12 protein-coding genes are annotated in these 18,417 nt (G+C 45.2%); 6 read left to right on the top strand and 6 right to left on the bottom strand.

Annotated elements, in window-relative coordinates; translation table 11 throughout:
- The 4 genes from BCT81_RS17985 to BCT81_RS17970 form a co-directional block, all read right to left on the bottom strand.
- The coding region (locus BCT81_RS17985; protein ID WP_102425343.1) for an ABC transporter substrate-binding protein at nucleotides 1-1,120 on the bottom strand (1,120 nt) is incomplete at its 3' end.
- 698 nt (nucleotides 1,121-1,818) lie between these two features.
- The gene (locus BCT81_RS17980) at nucleotides 1,819-5,208 is read right to left on the bottom strand and encodes a response regulator (RefSeq protein ID WP_102425342.1); all 3,390 of its coding nucleotides are present in this window, start codon (nucleotides 5,206-5,208) and stop codon (nucleotides 1,819-1,821) included.
- A gap of 216 nt (nucleotides 5,209-5,424) precedes the next feature.
- Nucleotides 5,425-6,447 (bottom strand): 16S rRNA (guanine(1207)-N(2))-methyltransferase RsmC, encoded by a 1,023-nt coding sequence (rsmC, locus tag BCT81_RS17975; RefSeq protein ID WP_102425341.1) that lies wholly within the window; start codon nucleotides 6,445-6,447, stop codon nucleotides 5,425-5,427.
- A 110-nt stretch (nucleotides 6,448-6,557) separates the two neighbouring features.
- A complete protein-coding gene (locus tag BCT81_RS17970; protein ID WP_102425340.1) occupies nucleotides 6,558-7,643 on the bottom strand; it encodes an AI-2E family transporter in 1,086 nt (361 codons plus the stop codon).
- Between the two features lie 76 nt (nucleotides 7,644-7,719).
- Between BCT81_RS17970 and BCT81_RS29930 the strand changes: the two genes are divergently transcribed.
- Entirely contained in the window at nucleotides 7,720-7,845 is a 126-nt protein-coding gene (locus BCT81_RS29930) for a hypothetical protein (RefSeq protein WP_019824360.1), read from the top strand.
- A gap of 132 nt (nucleotides 7,846-7,977) precedes the next feature.
- On the opposite strand, the gene hemL is transcribed toward BCT81_RS29930, so the two are convergent.
- Complete coding sequence (gene hemL / locus BCT81_RS17965; RefSeq protein ID WP_102425339.1) at nucleotides 7,978-9,273, bottom strand: glutamate-1-semialdehyde 2,1-aminomutase; 1,296 nt, start codon at nucleotides 9,271-9,273, stop codon at nucleotides 7,978-7,980.
- Nucleotides 9,274-9,569: 296 nt separating this feature from the next.
- Between hemL and erpA the strand changes: the two genes are divergently transcribed.
- The 3 genes from erpA to BCT81_RS17950 all read left to right on the top strand — a co-directional run bounded on the left by erpA (nucleotide 9,570) and on the right by BCT81_RS17950 (nucleotide 14,389).
- Nucleotides 9,570-9,911, top strand: a complete 342-nt coding sequence (gene erpA, locus BCT81_RS17960) for an iron-sulfur cluster insertion protein ErpA (RefSeq protein WP_004738231.1) — start codon at nucleotides 9,570-9,572, stop codon at nucleotides 9,909-9,911.
- A gap of 250 nt (nucleotides 9,912-10,161) precedes the next feature.
- The gene (locus tag BCT81_RS17955) at nucleotides 10,162-11,286 is read left to right on the top strand and encodes an efflux RND transporter periplasmic adaptor subunit (protein ID WP_102425338.1); all 1,125 of its coding nucleotides are present in this window, start codon (nucleotides 10,162-10,164) and stop codon (nucleotides 11,284-11,286) included.
- A gap of 10 nt (nucleotides 11,287-11,296) precedes the next feature.
- Entirely contained in the window at nucleotides 11,297-14,389 is a 3,093-nt protein-coding gene (locus tag BCT81_RS17950) for an efflux RND transporter permease subunit (protein WP_102425337.1), read from the top strand.
- A 91-nt stretch (nucleotides 14,390-14,480) separates the two neighbouring features.
- On the opposite strand, the gene BCT81_RS17945 is transcribed toward BCT81_RS17950, so the two are convergent.
- Nucleotides 14,481-15,770, bottom strand: a complete 1,290-nt coding sequence (locus BCT81_RS17945; protein ID WP_102425336.1) for a peptidoglycan DD-metalloendopeptidase family protein — start codon at nucleotides 15,768-15,770, stop codon at nucleotides 14,481-14,483.
- Between the two features lie 129 nt (nucleotides 15,771-15,899).
- Here BCT81_RS17945 and tyrS point away from each other — a divergent pair, with 129 nt between their 5' ends.
- On the top strand, nucleotides 15,900-17,087 hold the full coding sequence (gene tyrS / locus BCT81_RS17940; RefSeq protein ID WP_004738241.1) for a tyrosine--tRNA ligase: 1,188 nt from the start codon (nucleotides 15,900-15,902) through the stop codon (nucleotides 17,085-17,087).
- A 423-nt stretch (nucleotides 17,088-17,510) separates the two neighbouring features.
- Nucleotides 17,511-18,356: a magnesium transporter gene (locus BCT81_RS17935; protein WP_061032502.1), complete on the top strand. Its 846-nt coding sequence runs from the start codon at nucleotides 17,511-17,513 to the stop codon at nucleotides 18,354-18,356.
- The last annotated feature ends 61 nt before the right edge of the window (nucleotides 18,357-18,417 follow it).

Below are 18,417 nucleotides of genomic sequence, written 5' to 3'. Positions count from 1 at the left end.
AACCATCGTTGTTTACATCTTTGAAGCCTGCGTCAGCAAGAAGCTTCTTCGCGCCTTCAGCGTTGTAAGTATTAAAGCCTTTGTACTTGTTGTGAGTCTTTTCATCAGACCAAGCTTCGAATGCGTAGCCAAGGCCGGATGCGAAGTCGTTCACTGTACCGCCACCGTAGAATGCGATGTCGATGATAGTTTGACGGTCAAGCGCCATGGAGAAGGCACGACGAAATTCAACGTTGCTTAACGCTTCATGCTTTGCAGCATCTGGATGCTTGAAGTTTACAACGAAAGCTTGTGTACCTGCTGGCGGGTACCAGTAGTGATGTTTAGGGCTGGCTGCCGCGTATGTACGGTCGATATCTGGAACGAAAGAAGACGTCCAGTCCATTTCACTGTTTACGATTTTACCTAGGAATTGGTCGTTGTTAGCAATTTGTGGAACACGTAGACAGTCAACGTCTAGGTTGTCTGCATCCCAGTAGTTCGGGTTTGCACACTGGATATATAGTTGCGCAGTAAATGTATCAATTTCTGTAAATGGACCAGAACCTACCGGATTTTCATTGGTAAACGTTGATGGATCTTTAACGTCTTTCCAGATGTGCTTTGGTACTACAGGTACTTTAGCAATCTCGTAAGGCGCATTCGAGTTGGCTTCTGCTAGTGTGAACTTAACTTGATAGTCGTTAAGTTTTTCTACGGAAGTTACCCAAGAGTTGATACCAGATTGGTCAAGTTCTGGTCTCTCTTTTACAAGGTTGAAAGAAAAAACAACATCATCAGCAGAAAAAGTTTCTCCATCAGACCACTTGACAGCCTTACGAATGTCGAAAACAACACTCGTCAGATCATCTGACATTTTGAAGTTTTCAGCGAGACGGAACACTGGAGTGTTACCGTGCATTTCGTTAAATACAACTAATGGTTCGTAGAGGAAATCCCAAGTTGTATGTAAATGAGTTGCGCCTAAATACGGGTTAAAGTTACGTACAAAGGTAGTGAACTCCTTAGGGTGAATAGTCAGTTCGCTGCGTTCTGCAGCTGTTGCTACTGATGCAAAACCTGTTGTAGCAGTTGCAATAATTGCTGTTGCTAGGGCTGTTTTTTTTATATTGGCAAGCATAGCTGTTCCTTACTATTTGCTTTCATTTCACTAATGGATTGAATGTTATCTATCGCTAATTGGTGAGTAGATACACACTCTGGTTAAAGGCCTACCTCTTCTTCGTTGATCCAGATTCATCGCTGTCTCTGAGAAGTGGTAAGAGTGGCCTGTAGGCCTTTGGCAGGAGTAAGAAAACACCTTATCGATGAATTAATCAAACTCGTTTCCCGTCAAAAACGTTAAAAACAGATAACCTCACGTCATTAACGTCAAAATAGGGCGCTCTGGTGGTTTTTTGTCCGTAATTGTTAAGGTGATGTGACTCGCAACTAGTTAGGTGTTGAATATTGTATGTGAGTGGTTACTTACATCTTGTGTTTTTAAATATGGTAGTTTTTTCTAATTTAATCTAATTGTAGATCTTGGTCACTTACTAATTTCACGTTAAATTTTCCGAGAAAATTAAATCTGCCGTTCTGTTGTGACTCGCTTCTCAAACTGCAACAAATAGTCAGGTTACGGTTAGAATCGGTGGAGAATAGAGCGAAAATCGGTAGCTGATGCCGATACTCATTACGTCGAAATAGCGTGATATTTCTCTTGTTTAAAGCTGTAAAAGAAGTGGGAGTGAACGGCTCTAATTGTGCTTTTTACGACTATTATATGTACAAAAAAGCCCACGCAAGGTGGGCTAATAGAGTGATGTTAGTTCAGGGTTAAATGGTCAGTAACTTCTGTAGTTTGTCTCTGAGCATCTCAATGTGCGTTCTCTCTGGTGTCTGTTCTTTACAGTGTTCGAGAATGAACTCGATAGAGCTTAGTACTGTTCGCCAGCGAGGTGTTTTAGGCAGCGTTTCTACACGTAGGTATTTGTCTAACGTTCGCGTTTGTAGTGTGCTTCTGTCTAGATAAACGCGCCATAAGCCACTCTTCTCTGCGAACGCAAACTTGGTTTCTCCGGTAACCGATTCCCAGTATAGGATGGCGTTGCTCATCGCGTCGACTAAGACTTCACGCATTAACTCTTGCTTGTTTTTACCTTCTCCTGTGGCTTTATCTGCTAAGCGTGTAAACTCTCCGCCTAGTTCTTTCAGCTGCTGAAGCTTGTCCTTATCACCTTCAAAGGCATAGCTAGAAAGCGCTTCAACAGCCGTCTCAAGGTTATTGATACGGTTTGAGTTAACGCCACCGCCAACATTGAATATGTACATGGTGTCTAGCCCTGAGCCTTCAGGTAACTTGAGGATGTCACTCGGTATGCGCTGACGAGTGTCATCTATATAGATGTCGATATCGCCACAGTAGTGTGCTTGTTCCACTTTCAGGTATTTAGGCGCGATGATTTCGTCGGCCATTGAGCGCTTAAGTTGCTCTTGTCCGCGCCTAAAGAGTTTCGCTGCCGCTTCGTTGGCAAAGCGAATACGTTGGTCATCACGAATGCAGATGATGGCCTCTGGTGCAGATTCTAGCTGCTCGAGTAAACGTCCTTGAGTTTCTAGCAAGTTAGCTTCAACCATCGCTCTGTGCTTGAGCTCTAGTTGTAGTTGGTCGTTCTCAAGACGTCTCTGCTCAGCTTTACTTGCTGATAGATGTGCTGTGATTCGAGCTGATAGCTCTTGTTTGTTGAATGGCTTAGACAAATAGTCATTAGCGCCAGCTTCGAAGCCGCGTACACGGTCTTCTGCTTGGTTGAGCGCGGTCAGCATTATGATCGGTAGTTGCGCATGGTCATATTGCTTACGCAGTGTTTCACACACTTGATAGCCGCTCATGCCCGGCATCATGATATCGAGGAGCAATAGTTCTGGCTTCTCTTTTTCAATCAACTCGATGGTTTCAGGGCCATCGCAGGCTGTACGTACTCGATAGCCTTCTAGTTTCAAGAAGCTGTCTAGTACACGAAGGTTAACGGGTTCATCATCCGCGATAACCAGCAGTGGACCATCAGGGTTCTCATTGATGACGCTGTTTTCTTGCTGTGTGTTATCAATCAAGTCAGGCGCTTTGAAGTGTGAGTAGCTACCTGATTCGTTGTAGTTTTTAAGTTCTTCTTCTGTCGCCAGAGGCAGAGTAAAACTGAACGTAGTACCTAGCATTGGCTGGCTACTTACGTATAGCGAACCACCCATTAATTCAATTAACTGGCGACTGATCGATAAGCCAAGGCCTGCACCTTGGCGATAGTTACTGGCGTCTTGGCCTGCTTGAATCAGGGGTTCGAAGATATGTTCAAGATACTCTGCTGGTATGCCTTGACCAGTATCGACCACTTGCACACGAATGTTGTCGTCGATTACGCTCGCAGAGATAACGATTTTACCTTCTGATGTGTACTTGATGGCATTGCCGACCAAGTTATACATCACCTGCTCAAGGCGCTGAGGATCGGATGACACTAGCCCTAAATCGCTTGGTACTTGGTTAATAATACGAATCGGTTTATTGCCCAACAGGTGGTGAGATAGCTCGAGCACCAAGCTGGTGGCTGCAGATAGATCAACAGCAGATTTCTTAATGTCCAAGCTACCGTAACGCATCTTGTGATAATCAAGCAGATCATCAACCAAGGTTGCTAGTCGCTGACCACTGTTGATGATGATATCCAACTGGTATTTCTGGTTCGCCGGAATAGGGCCATTCGCACCCGATATCAATGCTTCAGCAATACCAACCATACCATGCAGTGGTGTTCTCAATTCGTGTGAGGTGGTTGCTAAGAATTCATCTTTGAGTTTGTTGGCGAGCTGCAACTCATCATTTTGTTTCTGAATGGTCTTAAGGTTGTCCTCAAGTTCATCATTTTGATTTTTGATCAGCTGCATCTTGTCACGAATTGAACGTTGCATTCGCTCAAAGCTGACAGCCAAGCGACCGATTTCGTCTTTGCGCTCTGTATTGATCATGGTTTCATCAAGGTCACCGGCAGAGACTTTCTCGGCTGCCCATGTCAGTTTAAGCAGCGGGGAGGTGATGAAGTTTGATAAATAGTGCGATGCAACCACCACCAGAATGATGGCGGTGAGCATGACGATAACGAAGATCTTTTCTAGCTGGTGAATACGTGCGAAGGCTTCTTTTTCTGGAAGCTCAACGACCAAAGCCCAAGTGGCGTACTTAAGCGCAATAGGTGTATAGGCCGCAATGATGGCTTGATTCTGGGTGTTATCGAATGTGCCAACAGCGGTTTCGCCTGCTAGTGCTTTGTCCACTACATCTAGGCTTAGATTTATAGATTCTTGCGAATGAGCGAGGCTACGAGGTAAGTGGTCACTACCAACGAGCAAAGTTTGAATGTTTGAGCTCTTGTTTAGATCGGCAATCAGCTTAGTGATGCCGTTGATTGGCAGCCTAAACATCGCGTAACTGTGTAAGTAACCCTGCTGCACAATAGGTGCACCTAACCATGCCGTCTGTTTACCGTTCTCGTCCTTAAAGTCAGAGACAATAACTGGCGTGTAATCTTCATTTGACTTGCGTCGGTCTGTGACGTCTTTGGCCAGGCGCTTGAAGGTAATACCTAGGTTTGAGTCCTTGTACTTACCAGTCAGCAAGTTAGTGCCGTAATCGTCATTTTTAAAGACGGAGTAAGCAACGTTTCCGTTGATATCAACCAATAAAATATCGTCAAAATCGGAGCGCTTAAGCAACTCTAGATAGGCGTTATGATAGCGCTTATGCAGTAGGCGATAACGTTCACTACCAATATAGCTGCTCGATTCTGGAAGAATGGATGTTTTGATCTGATCACCAGAACCTTGGATATAACGTTGCTGAGCATTGCTGCGAGCTTCGTCAATATCCAAGCCTAGGCGTTGGAAGGCATTGATTAAGCCATAGAAGCGTCCGCCACTGGCATTGGCTAGTTCTGAACGAACAAAGCCCATGACTTGGGATTCTTGAGCCTGTAGGTAGTCGACAATCTGTTGTTGCTTAGTATCACGAACAGAAACAAGGTGCGAAGTGCTTTGTTCCTGAAGATCCTGACTGTGCGATTGAAGGAAAAATATCGCGATAAGTGTCACTGGAGTAATACTAAGGACAAGAAATGCCAGCATTAGGGTGTTTTGAAGGCGCTTAAACTTCTGCTTACGATAAAATCTAAACATAAATTGGGTACTACTTTCCTTTGATGTACTGCTAAAAGGGGCGAAAACAAGTACAGAGAATAGAATTAATGGTTTCCAATTTAACGAAATTAACGAGTTTTTTTACTTTGACAAGTAAGTGGTATTTAAAGCGTGTGCAAAAGCTCACTTTTATAGACTTTTGACAAAAATATGAACAGATAGCGCAGATAATGACCCTGCGCTGTGCTAAAGAGGCTACTTGTTTGCGTGGTAGATCGCGAATTTGGTGGTCTTATTTAGAGTCGCGCATTTTCCAAATGCTTGCTCAATAATTGGGATGTATTTTAAGAAGCTGTTGGCAACAATGATCAGCTCACCAGAACGGTTTAAATACTGTGGAGCCTGCGCCAGAAGGGTTTCTGTTGCACTGTAGCTCGTATCCAAGCCCGAGTGGAATGGTGGGTTGCTGATAATGAATTGATAGTCTTGCGCTGTATCTGAATAGACATCAGAAGCGAAAACTTTGCCCGTTAAGCCGTTCGCTTCCAAAGTTGCTTGGCTAGACGCTACTGCAAACGCACTGATGTCGCACATCTCAAGTTCAATATCAGGGTTGCGAGAGGCCATCACCGCACCGAGTACACCGGCACCGCAACCGAAGTCCAACACTTTGCCCTTCAACGTTGGTAATGTATCTAGCAGAAGCTGGCTACCGACATCAAATTCACCATGGCTAAATACACCTGGCAGGCTTTTTACGGTAAGTGACTGCTCACCAATGTTCACCGTGTAGGTTTTAAACCAGTCTTGTAGGTTAAAAGCGGCTGGCTGCTCAAAGCATTGACCCCAGTAGAAAGAGCAACGACGCGCTGAATCGTATTTTACGACCTTACCGTAAGCGGCAAACATCTTCTCAATGCTTTTCACGCCAGAGCGGTTCTCACCAACCACAACAATCTCAGTGTCCTTGCCTAGTTTAGCAAACAGCATTGCCAGCAAAAATTCAGCTTCAGCTTTTGCTTTTGGCCAGTACAACATCACTAAGTCAGTTTTGGTCTCTTCGGTAAACTCAGCGCCGTAAAAACGTTGGATCGTGCTGTAGCCTTCAAGCTGACGGTAGTAGCTGTAGTTTGAAGTAAATACAGAGACTGATTCACAGTATTTTGCTAACTCAACAGGGAATAAGTCTTCAGCCTCACCGGCAACTAAAACATGTTTACCTTCAAAGTAGGCAAGTTGGCGCTCAGCAATCTGGCTTGGGGCTATATAAGCTGACATAGGACACTCTATTGAATCGTTAGCAAAAAATGAGGGCGGATTTTCGCATAATCCGCCCAAAGCTTGAAGTGTTTAATACTCGTTCGGCAAGTAAGTGATTGAAGAGCGGTTTAACTCTTGTCTTGCTGATTTAAAAAGTCCTTAAACTCTTCATCGTAGATGTTAAATAGAACAATGGTAATCGCAAAAATCAGCGGGCCGTAGATAAGACCAATCAGTCCGAATAGTTGGATACCACCCAGTAGCGAGAAGAAAATCATCAGGGTGTTCATACCCGCACTGCCTTGCATTAACAGCGGTCGTAGTAGGTTATCTATCGAACCAACAATTGCCACGCAGTAAACCGTTAGGAAGATAGCCCAAGTCGTGTCACCGGTTAAGAACAAGTAAGCCGCCGCTGGGATCCAGATTAGCGCAGTACCGACCACCGGGATGAAAGAGGCAAAGCCCATCATGGTGCCCCAGAACAGTCCTGGGAAGCCAGCAATCCACATACCGAAACCACCAGCTATACCTTGTGCGATTGCAGTTAGGAATGATCCCATCACTGCTGACTTCGATACTTGCTCAATCTCAGCGAGAAGTTTGTCTTCTTGGCTGCGAGACAGAGGAAGAATGTGGCGAACCACACTGATGATTTTGTCATGGTCTCTAAGTAGGAAGAACAGAACGAACAGCATCAAGAAGAAGTCCATCAAGAAGTTGGTCGCATCACCAAGGATCTTCGCACTAATGCCGACAAGCTTAGAGCCAAAGCTTGTCGCGAACTCACCAACTTTCTGTGCGATAGCTTTCGGTTCAATGTTATCGAAAGGCAGGTAGTTATTAATAAAAGATAGCGCTTTAACCACGATAGGGTGCTCAAACAGGGTTTGAATACCGCCATGGGTTACCCATTGATAGGTGTTTTGAGAAAATAGAGAGCCTTGTTGCACGATCGCTGCAAACACCGCCAATAGAGGGATAACGATAATAAAAGTTAGAATCACACACGAAAGCAATGAGACTAGGTTTGCTTTATTTGGGATCTTCTTTTCAAGCCACTCATGGATAGGAAACATCAACAGTGAAATGATGAAGGCCATCACGATTGAATTAACGTATGGTTCTATAAGTAAGTAACAAGCATAAGCTGCAACGAGCAGCGCAATGATGATTACCCAGTGACTGGAATTGATTTTAATTTTTTCTGACACGGTAATGGTCTCTATATTTGCGTTCTGAGTTTATAATGGCTGCAAAACAGAGAGTTAGCAATGAGGAGTTTTGATTATGGGATGCTGTAATAAAGATAAGAAATGCCAAGATGAAGAGCAGCAAACGAAAAAAGAGCTCCCTTGGTTCAGAATGTTCCTTGGTACGCTGATGCTGTTGGTTTTCTTGTTCTGGGAGCGCTAAGCGCTTTGCCGACATAGTATGACGTATTTGAAAGGGAGATTTCCCTTAAAAAAGCTGAGTGCTATTCATTTAAAAGGGCTGCGTTAATGCAGCCCTAAATTCAATCAGTTAGCGGCTTATCAGCACGTATGATTATTTGCTTTCTGCAGCAATAATCGCAAGAGAGCGGTCAGCGGCTTCTAGTGTCGCATCAATCTCTTTTGAACCGTGAGCAAGCGATGTGAAGCTCGCTTCGAATGCTGAAGGCGCAAGGTACACACCGTGATCTAGCATTAGGTGGAAGAAGCGCTTGAAGCGTTCTACATCACACTTAGTTACATCTTCGTAGCAGGTTACTGTTTCTTGCTCAGTGAAGAAGAAGCCAAACATGCCACCAACTTGGTGTACTAGCATTGGGATGCCGTGCTTGTCAGCAAGTTGCTTGAAGCCATTCGCTAGCTGCTTAGTTTTTGATGCTAGACGCTTCTCGTTGCCTTCTTCACGTAGAAGGTTCAGACATGCATAGCCTGCAGCCATTGCTACTGGGTTACCAGAAAGAGTACCCGCTTGGTAAACTGGGCCCGTAGGTGCGATGTATTGCATCACGTCTTTACGACCACCAAAAGCACCGACTGGCATACCGCCACCGATAACTTTACCAAGACACGTTAGGTCTGGCTTGATGTTGTAGTAAGCCTGCGCACAGCCTTCAGCCACACGGAAACCTGTCATCACTTCATCAAAGATCAGTAGCGCGCCTTCTTGGTCACAGATCTCACGTAGACCTTCGTGGAAGCCTTCTACTGGTGGGATACAGTTCATGTTGCCCGCTACAGGTTCAACGATGATACAAGCGATCTCACCTTTGTTTGCTTCAAACAGCTCACGTACAGAGTCTAGGTTGTTGAATGTCGCCGTTAGTGTGTGCTTAGCGAAGTCTGCTGGTACGCCTGGAGAGCTTGGCTGACCTAGAGTCAAAGCGCCAGAACCTGCTTTTACAAGTAGGCTGTCTGCGTGGCCATGGTAGCAGCCTTCAAACTTAAGAATTTTGTCACGACCAGTAAAGCCACGAGCAAGGCGAATCGCACTCATGGTTGCTTCAGTACCTGAGCTAACCATACGTAGCTGCTCCATTGAAGGAACCATCTCAGACACAAGCTCAGCCATTTTGATTTCAGTTTCGGTTGGAGCACCGAAGCTAAGACCACGTTGAGCCGCTTCAATTACTGCATCACGGATAACCGCGTGGTTGTGACCAAGGATCATTGGACCCCAAGAGCCAACGTAATCGATATATGCTTTACCATCAGCATCAAAAATAAGTGGGCCATCAGCGCGTTCAACGAAGATTGGAGAACCACCTACGCCATTGAATGCACGAACTGGAGAGTTTACGCCACCAGGAATAGTTTGCTGTGCTTTTTCGTACAGCTCTGCTGATTTGGTCATTGATATATCCTCTTTTGACTGTCGGACCAATTGGCAGGCATTGTACCTATCCATAATCCAACTAGGAATGGTTTCGCTGATATAATCGCCCGAATCTGATTGTTTTGTGTGGTTGCACATTCATTTTGTTTTTATTTGATGAGTTTTTAGCAGGAAAAACGGCGATCAGGTGGTGAATACTTGAACGTTTCAGTCAGGTATTGGATAATCAGCAGAATATAAGAAAACACTCAACAACTATGGTCTCGAATTAGATTTGTATCATGTTGTTTTTGACACAGGTAAGAGAGGTTGTCGTGAGCGAAGCAAATATCCCATTGTCTTTTTCTGATGCAGCAGCTACCCGCGTACAAACGCTGATTGCTGAAGAAGAAAACCCAGAACTAAAACTGCGTGTATACATTACAGGTGGTGGTTGTAGTGGTTTCCAATACGGCTTCACATTCGATGAAAAAGTAAATGATGGCGACACTACTATCGTAAACAGTGGTGTAACGCTGGTTGTCGATCCAATGAGCCTACAATACCTAATGGGTGGCGTGGTTGACTACACAGAAGGCCTAGAGGGTGCACGTTTCTTCGTAAACAACCCTAATGCCACAACAACATGTGGTTGTGGCGCATCATTTAGCGTATAGCAATAAAGAAAAAGCTTTCTCTGAAAGCTATATTCGAAACATCATAAACGCCGGACTTATGTTCGGCGTTTTTGTTTTTTATCCCCTTCATTTTTACTTCCTTTAGTACACGGCATATTTTTTTAAACTGTCGATAACGTCCTCAACTTTATTTCTCCTGTCCTGTTAATATTACTTATTTGTATCAGTACATCTCTTGTGACGCTGTTGCGTCAATTAATGCACCTAATGCGCCAGAAAAGGATTTGCTATGCCCACTCTATTTTCTAACTCGCCACTTTTTCAGAAACTTAAGCAGCCGTGGTTGGTCTCTCTGACTTTAGTCATACTGCTTTCTCTCTGGCTTGGCTTAGGAGTGGGGCAAGCTGAAGAGTCGCCTGAGAAAAAAGCGACTGAGATTCCATTGGCAAAGGTTTCTTACCAAACATTTACCTCATCACCCACCTTTAAGACCATTGATTTATACGGTCGAACAGCGCCAGATCGACATGCGCGATTAGGCGCAGAGGTAGCAGGCAAGGTCGTCAGGCTCAACGTTGCTAAGGGTGATACTGTAAAAGCAGGACAAGCCATTGCTCAGATCGATAAAGGCGACTTGGAAATACAGTTAGAGCGGGCATCGGCTCTGTATCGCCTCAAACAGAAAGAATTTAAAGCGGCGCAGTCACTGAAGAAAAGAGGGCTACAAGGGGAAATTGCTTACACTACCGCTGAGGCATCTTTAACTGAAGCGAAAGCCATGATGCGTAATGCGGAGTTGGCATTAAAGAATACTGTTATTACCTCACCTTTCTCGGGTGTGGTTCAAGACTTGATGGTCGAGCTTGGTGATTTCGTTGGCGTTGGCGACCCCGTTGCTGGTGTGATTGACCTTGACCCTCTGGTGATTAAAGCGGATGTCAGTGAGCGTCATATTCAGCACCTGTTAGCCAATCAAGATGCATTGGTTCGTCTACTTGGCAGAGAGGAAGTAGAAGGGCGATTACGTTATGTGTCTCGAATCTCTTCAGCTTCTACTAATACCTTCCCAATCGAAATTGAAATCGATAACTCTGATGGCTTACTGCCCGCTGGTGTCAGTGCTGAAGTAAAACTCAATTTAGAAACAAGAGATGCTATCAAGGTGACACCTGCGATGTTGGCTTTGGATGAGGCGGGTAACCTTGGGGTTAAAACTCTGGTGTCAGTTGATGATGCGCCAAGCGTTAAGTTTGTCGGCATACAGCTAGTGAAGGCTGAGCAAGATGGAGTTTGGCTCACGGGCTTAGGTCAACAGGTCGATATTATTACCGTCGGACAAGGCTTTGTACGTGATGGTGATTCGGTGATTGCAGTTGAGCAAGGTGCTGATCTCTCAAGTTCAGTGGCTGAGTAGGAGGTAATCGATGTATTCAATTATTGATGCAGCCTTGTCTCGTGCTCGCACCATGCTGTCTCTGTTGGCACTCATCTTGGTCGCAGGTGTCATTACCTATATCACGATCCCCAAAGAATCGAGCCCAGATATTACTATCCCGATTATTTACGTTTCAGTTGGGCATCAAGGGATATCGCCAACCGATGCTGAGCGCTTGTTGGTACGACCTATCGAGCAAGAGCTTAGATCCATCGAAGGCGTAAAAGAGATGAATTCAACCGCCGCAGAAGGGCATGCTTCTGTGGTGTTGGAATTTAATGTTGGGGTTGATCTTACCAAAGCGATGGCAGATGTACGTGACGCCGTTGATCTCGCTAAGCCAAAACTTCCAGAAGACAGTGATGAGCCGACCGTTAATGAAGTAACCCTCGCTTCTGAGGACCCAGTGCTATCTGTCGTGTTATTCGGCACCGTTCCTGAACGCACCATTGTACAAATTGCCCGAGAGCTAGGAGATAAATTAGAAAGCTATCGCCAAATACTAGAGGTCGATATTGCAGGTGATAGAGAAGACATCGTTGAAATCATCGTAGATCCTCTGCTTATGGAAAGTTACAGCCTAGACCAAGCGGATATCTATAACCTGATTGCATTGAATAATCGAGTGGTTGCCGCCGGTTTTGTCGATACGGGTTATGGCCGTTTCTCAGTCAAAGTGCCTTCGGTGTTTAACTCTTTAAAAGATGTGCTTGAGTTACCGATCAAAGTGGATGGTAAACAGGTCGTTACTTTTGGTGATGTAGCCACAGTACGCCGAGCGTTTCGAGACCCAGAAAGCTTCGCTCGCTTAGATGGTAAGTCTGCCGTGGTCTTGGATATCAAGAAGCGAGCGGGTGAGAACATCATTGAAACCGTAGACCTGGTGAAAGCGGTAATGGCTGGGGCTCAGCAGCAAGCTGAGTGGCCAAACAATCTGTTGGTTAAATACACTTGGGATGAATCGAAAGATGTGAAGATCATGCTCAATGATCTTCAAAACAACATCTTATCCGCCATCATTCTGGTGGTGATCGTAATCATCGCGATTCTTGGCGTGCGTACTGCTTTGTTAGTCGGCATCTCAATTCCTGGCTCATTCCTCACGGGGTTACTCGTCCTCTCGGTATTCGGTTTGACCGTTAACATCGTAGTGCTGTTTTCGCTGATTATGGCGGTCGGAATGCTGGTGGACGGCGCGATTGTGGTGACTGAATTCGCAGATAGACGGATGCAAGAGGGAGAAGGGCGTAAAGATGCCTATCGAGATGCAGCCAAGCGGATGGCGTGGCCAATCACCGCCTCGACGGCAACGACTTTAGCTGCCTTTGCTCCGCTGTTGTTCTGGCCTGACGTGACGGGCGAATTTATGAAGTTCTTACCGCTAACTCTGATCGCGACTTTAACGGCTTCATTGATTATGGCGCTGTTATTTGTGCCCGTTTTAGGTGGCTTGATTGGTAAACCTCAGTACGTTTCGCCTCAGAATCAAGCTCGAATGGTCGCTCTGCATAACGGCGATTTTTCTCAAGCGACAGGCTTAACTAAGGCGTATTACCACACACTTTCTTTAGCGATTAAGCATCCGTTTAAAATTCTCTTTAGCGCGATATTGCTTGCGGTTGCAGTCGGTTTTACTTACTCAAAAGCAGGCTTAGGTGCCGAGTTTTTCCCAGAGGTCGATCCGCCATTCTTTAACGTTAAAGTGCGCTCTCATGGTGATCTCTCTATTCAAGAAAAAGATGACATCATGCGTGATATTGAGCTGATGATGCTCAATCATGAAGAGTTCGATACCGTTTATACGAGAACGGGAGGTGACGACCAGATTGGTTTGATTTCGATTACGCCGATCGACTGGCAATATCGCCGCAGCGTGAAAGCGATCATTGAAGAGTTAAAGGAACAAACTGACCAGTACGCTGGCGTTGAGATCGAATATAAGTTCCCAGACGCTGGCCCGCCGGTTGAAAATGACTTGGTGATCGAGCTCTCAGCTAAAACACCGGAGCAGCTTAATCTGGCAGCAAAAATCGTAAGAAGCTGGGCGGATGGTAATCAAACACTGACCAATATCAGCGATACAGCAAGTAAAGATGGTATCGATTGGAAAGTGGATATCCGCCGTGATGATGCCGCGCGTTTTGCCGCTGATGCTACCGTGGTGGGGAATACCGTTCAATTCGTTACCAACGGTCTCAAGATTGGGGATTACCTGCCTGATGACTCATCAGAAGAAGTCGATATCTTAGTTCGCTACCCTAATGATAAGCGTGATATTGGACGCTTCGATCAGCTAAGAGTCAAAACGCCAGCTGGCTTGGTACCAATAACTAATTTTGCTCAGATCGTTCCAGACCACAAGCAAGACACCATTAAACGCCTTGATGGTAAGCGAGTCGTTAACATCATGGCAGATATGGAAGAAGGGTATAACCTTGCTCTCGAGCTACCAAAGATCGAGCAGGCGTTAAGTGAACTAGGGCTTCCAGATAGCGTAGACTTTCGTATTCGCGGTCAAAATGAAGAGCAAGAGAACTCGTCAGCCTTTTTGCAAACTGCATTCTTAGTGGCACTAGCGGTCATGGCTTTGATTCTGATCACTCAGTTCAACAGCTTCTATCAAGCCTTCTTAATTCTAAGTGCAGTCTTGTTCTCTACGGTTGGCGTATTCGTTGGTCTACTGATCTTCCAACGCCCGTTTGGCATTGTGATGTCGGGGATTGGGGTAATAGCGCTCGCCGGCATAGTGGTGAACAACAATATCGTGCTGATTGATACTTATAACCAGCTCATCAAAAGAGGCTTAGATAAGCGAGATGCGATTCTAAGAACGGGTGTTCAGCGTTTAAGGCCTGTCATGCTCACGACGGTTACGACTATCTTAGGTTTAATGCCGATGGTGTTAGAGATGAACATCGATCTGATTAATCAAAAGATAGAATTCGGCGCACCGAGTACTCAATGGTGGTCACAGCTTGCGACCGCTATAGCTGGTGGTTTGGCGTTTGCCACGGTGCTGACCTTGGTGCTGACTCCTTGCATGTTGATGCTAGGGCGAAACAACAACCCCGAAAAACAGTAGAATCGTGGCTTGAAGAGCATAAAAAAGAGCGCCTTGATGGGCGCTCTTTTTGTTTTTCTATTTTGCTGTGAAGCTACAGGTCTTGAACTTTCTAGTTGGTCGCTAGTAACTGACCGTATCGCTCAAGGTTCTTCAATCGAATCTCTGAGTTTGCAATAAAGGTTGCTTTTGCCTTACCCGTTAGAGACTTAGATTGAGGTAACTTCACGGTACGCGCATTCTTGTGAACGCCATTAACTAAGAACTCGTAGTGCAAGTGTGGGCCTGTTACACGGCCTGTGCCGCCCAGAGTACCAATAGTTTGACCTTGCTTAACACGTTGCCCTGTTTTCACCATGCGTTTCTTCATGTGCAGGTACTTAGTGATGTAAGTGTTGCTGTGTCGGATGAACACGTAGTTACCGTTGAACTGGTTGTAACCAGACTTCTGTACGATACCATCACCGGCGGCCCAGATAGGTGTGCCAACTGGGGCTGCATAGTCGGTGCCTCGGTGAGCACGAACCTTACCTGTTACTGGGTGTTTTCGGCGAGGGTTGAAGTTTGATGTTACACGACGAAAATCAATAGGCGAGCGCAGGAAGGCTTTCTTCATCGCTCGGCCGTTTTCGTCGTAGTAGTTACCGCTTTTATCGTCTAATACCGCAGTAAATGAATCGCCTTGGTTGGTAAAAATGGCTGCCATGATCTTGCCACGGCCAATCACTTCACCTTCAACCACCTTCTCTTGATATAAGATTTTAAAGCTGTCGTTCTTACGAATATCCAATGCAAAGTCGATATCCCAACCAAAGATACCCGCAAGCTCCATGATTTGGTTGGCGGTTAAGCCTGCACTGACGCCTGCATTCCAGAAGTTAGAGGTAATATTGGCTTCGGCATAGTTGTATTGGTAAGCCACTTCTTTTTTATCAAAACTTGAAGTGAATGAATCGCCAGATTTGGTGATTTTGAAGCTTTCAAACGCGCTTAGTTGTCGTTTGAGCTGAATAAGGTCGTTGTTCTCGTCGAATCCGAACTGCAGCACATCACCTGGTCTTAGGTTCGATAGCTGCTTTTTAATGTCTTTATTGGTATTGAGAAGGTTTAGCAGTAAGCGGTATGAGAGACCAATACGTTCAAATAAAACAGAAGTGCTTTCGCCAGAGCGAACCGTGTATTTTTCCCAGTTAAGTACAGCCGTTGGTGGCGCGTCATTCGAGCTTACTAGCGCAGAAGCATCGATGCTCAAAGGGTAGTGTTTTCCTACAACAAGCGCGCCCGTATCGTCACGTAAGCTATTGACGTCGGGAAGTAAGAAGAGCGCTATGAAAATTATGGCACTAAAAAATGCGATAAAAGCCCGGTGCAATATAGGAAGGCGTGCAAAAATAGACAACATGTTCCGGTTCGTTCTATAAATATTATGAAAATCGGCGACGGAATAGTGTAACTGGTTTCAAAATACATCGCTATTCAAGTAAGATGTCTAACTATTATATTTTTGCCAAATCTGTGGGAGTGAACAAGAATGGCGAGTATTGAAGCTGCACTAGCCGAGATCAAACGTGGCGTAGAAGAACTAATTCCAGAAGACGAGCTGATTGCTAAATTAAAAGAAGGTCGTCCTTTACGCATTAAACTGGGTGCCGATCCAACGGCTCCAGATATTCACCTAGGCCATACGGTTATCTTTAACAAGCTTCGTGCTTTCCAAGAGCTTGGTCATGAAGTGACATTCCTGATTGGTGATTTCACTGCAATGGTTGGTGACCCATCAGGTAAAAACTCAACGCGTCCACCACTAAGCCGTGAAGACGTATTGAAGAATGCTGAAACTTACAAAGAGCAAGTATTCAAAATTCTAGATCCTGCGAAAACACAAATTCGTTTCAACTCTGAGTGGCTATCTGACCTTGGCGCAGAAGGTATGATTCGTCTTGCTTCTAACCAAACTGTTGCTCGTATGCTTGAGCGTGATGACTTTAAAAAGCGTTACGCTGGTGGTCAACCAATCGCTATCCACGAATTCATGTACCCACTTCTACAAGGTCACGACTCTGTTGCACTAGAGAGCGATGTTGAGCTTGGCGGTACTGACCAGAAGTTTAACCTGCTAATGGGCCGTGAACTGCAAAAAGCAGCAGGTCAAAAACCACAAGCGGTACTGATGATGCCGCTACTTGTTGGTCTAGACGGCGTTAAGAAGATGTCTAAGTCTGCACACAACTACATCGGTATTAGCGAAGCACCAAGCGAAATGTTTGGTAAGATCATGTCTATCTCTGACGATCTAATGTGGAGCTACTACGAGCTACTTTCTTTCCGTCCACTTGAAGAAGTGGCAGAGCTGAAAGCTGGTGTTGAAGCGGGTAAAAACCCACGTGACGTGAAAGTACTTTTGGCTAAAGAGATCATTGCTCGTTTCCACAGTGAAGCGGATGCTGATGCTGCAGAGCAAGAGTTCGTTAACCGCTTTGCTAAAAACCAAGTGCCAGATGATATGCCTGAGTTCGAATTCGAAGCGGGCCTACCAATTGCTAACGTTCTAAAAGAAGCGGGCCTAGTAAACTCGACTTCTGATGCGATGCGTATGATCAAGCAGGGTGCTGCTAAGATCGAAGGCGAGAAAGTTGAAGACAACAAACTGGTACCAGAAGCTGGTACAGCTGTTTACCAAGTAGGTAAGCGTAAGTTTGCTCGTATTACTATCAAGTAATAACGTACATCAATGATTGAATAAAAGGCATCTACGGATGCCTTTTTTATTGACAGAAAGTTGACGAAGAATTTTTTACAGGATTGCTACACTATGCGCGCTGTCGAACTGACAGTAATTTTGGAGATTTTTATGAACAATACCGACCATCCTCCTAGTTTGAATGGAGAAGAATAACCTGTCTCGGTATTGATCTATTGTCCTGCCGTTCAGGTAGGGTATCTTTGTTTTCCCTTCATTCTTTTCCACACTCTAGATTCTAACAAGTAGACACATCAGTGCTTTAAGCTCTTGGTGCGCTCAGTTATATGCTTTATGTATCGAGTTATACGCTCTTGGTGTACACCGCTTTATGTTTGTGAAGTACTCACTGTAGGCTACTTGTTTTGATGGTCGTTACCTTTGCCAATCGGGAGATTCGCCATGACGGTAATGAACAACACTTTTTTATCTATTGAAGCTCTGTACTCAGAGCAAGACATCCAAGCTGTATCGAATGCATTTCAGCAATATGGGCGTGAACAGCAGGTCAGGCTTTTGAACTGTATGCCGCTTGAAGATGCAGTACTTGTATTAGGGCAATGCTCTCTAAGTACGATTCAAGCTCTACTTAGTGAGTTAGAGGAGCAAGGCTTTGAAAAGCGTTCGCGACATCTAGCTCACCAACTAGGGCTAATCTATTCAGAGGTTGAGCCTCAACAGGGTTACCTTTCTACAGGTGTATTAAGCCATGTTAGACAGCGTATCGGTTGGATTATTGCGCTGGCACTGCTGGGCATCGTTTCTGGGCTTATCATTGCTCAGTATGAAGATATCCTAAGCCAGTTGGTACTGCTGGCTATCTATATGCCAGTTATCGCTGCAGCGGGAGGTAACACGGGAACACAAGCCGCTACTTTGGTGATTAGAGCCTTAGCCACTGGTGAATTGAAAAAACGTCAGTGGGCCAATGTTCTATGGAAAGAGTTTAGAGTGGCTATTTGTTTAGCACTGGCGATTGCCGCGGTAATGATTGGACGTATCTTGCTGTTCAGTGAGAACCAATCCACTGGTGGCTATGACATTAATATGATTGCCTTTGCAATCGCTGTTGCTCTGTTTATTCAGGTGACAATATCGACGGTTCTTGGCGGCGGGTTGCCTATCGTGGCTCGTTTGTTCAAGTTGGACCCTGCAGTGCTAGTGAGCCCAGTATTGGCCTCAATAGTAGACATCTCGGGGATGTGGATCTATTTCACGGTCGTGAATGCGTTTTTAGGCATCGCCTAGAGCTTATTAAATAGTAACAGCACTTCGAAAATAAAAATGGCGCTGAAGATTTAAGATCTTC

The sequence above is a fragment of the Vibrio sp. 10N.261.52.A1 genome (genome assembly GCF_002876325.1).
Classification (GTDB): domain Bacteria; phylum Pseudomonadota; class Gammaproteobacteria; order Enterobacterales; family Vibrionaceae; genus Vibrio; species Vibrio chagasii.
Note: the sequence above shows the minus strand (reverse complement) of the source record. Positions and strands in the feature narration are given on the sequence as shown.

Bases quoted from the DNA above. Each gene is read 5' to 3' on its own strand.
- tyrS (WP_004738241.1), top strand. From the start codon at position 15,900: ATGGCGAGTATTGAAGCTGCACTAGCCGAGATCAAACGTGGCGTAGAA.
- rsmC (WP_102425341.1), bottom strand. From the start codon at position 6,447: ATGTCAGCTTATATAGCCCCAAGCCAGATTGCTGAGCGCCAACTTGCC.
- BCT81_RS17980 (WP_102425342.1), bottom strand. From the start codon at position 5,208: ATGTTTAGATTTTATCGTAAGCAGAAGTTTAAGCGCCTTCAAAACACC.
- hemL (WP_102425339.1), bottom strand. From the start codon at position 9,273: ATGACCAAATCAGCAGAGCTGTACGAAAAAGCACAGCAAACTATTCCT.
- BCT81_RS17955 (WP_102425338.1), top strand. From the start codon at position 10,162: ATGCCCACTCTATTTTCTAACTCGCCACTTTTTCAGAAACTTAAGCAG.
- BCT81_RS17945 (WP_102425336.1), bottom strand. From the start codon at position 15,770: ATGTTGTCTATTTTTGCACGCCTTCCTATATTGCACCGGGCTTTTATC.
- BCT81_RS17935 (WP_061032502.1), top strand. From the start codon at position 17,511: ATGACGGTAATGAACAACACTTTTTTATCTATTGAAGCTCTGTACTCA.
- BCT81_RS29930 (WP_019824360.1), top strand. From the start codon at position 7,720: ATGGGATGCTGTAATAAAGATAAGAAATGCCAAGATGAAGAGCAGCAA.
- BCT81_RS17950 (WP_102425337.1), top strand. From the start codon at position 11,297: ATGTATTCAATTATTGATGCAGCCTTGTCTCGTGCTCGCACCATGCTG.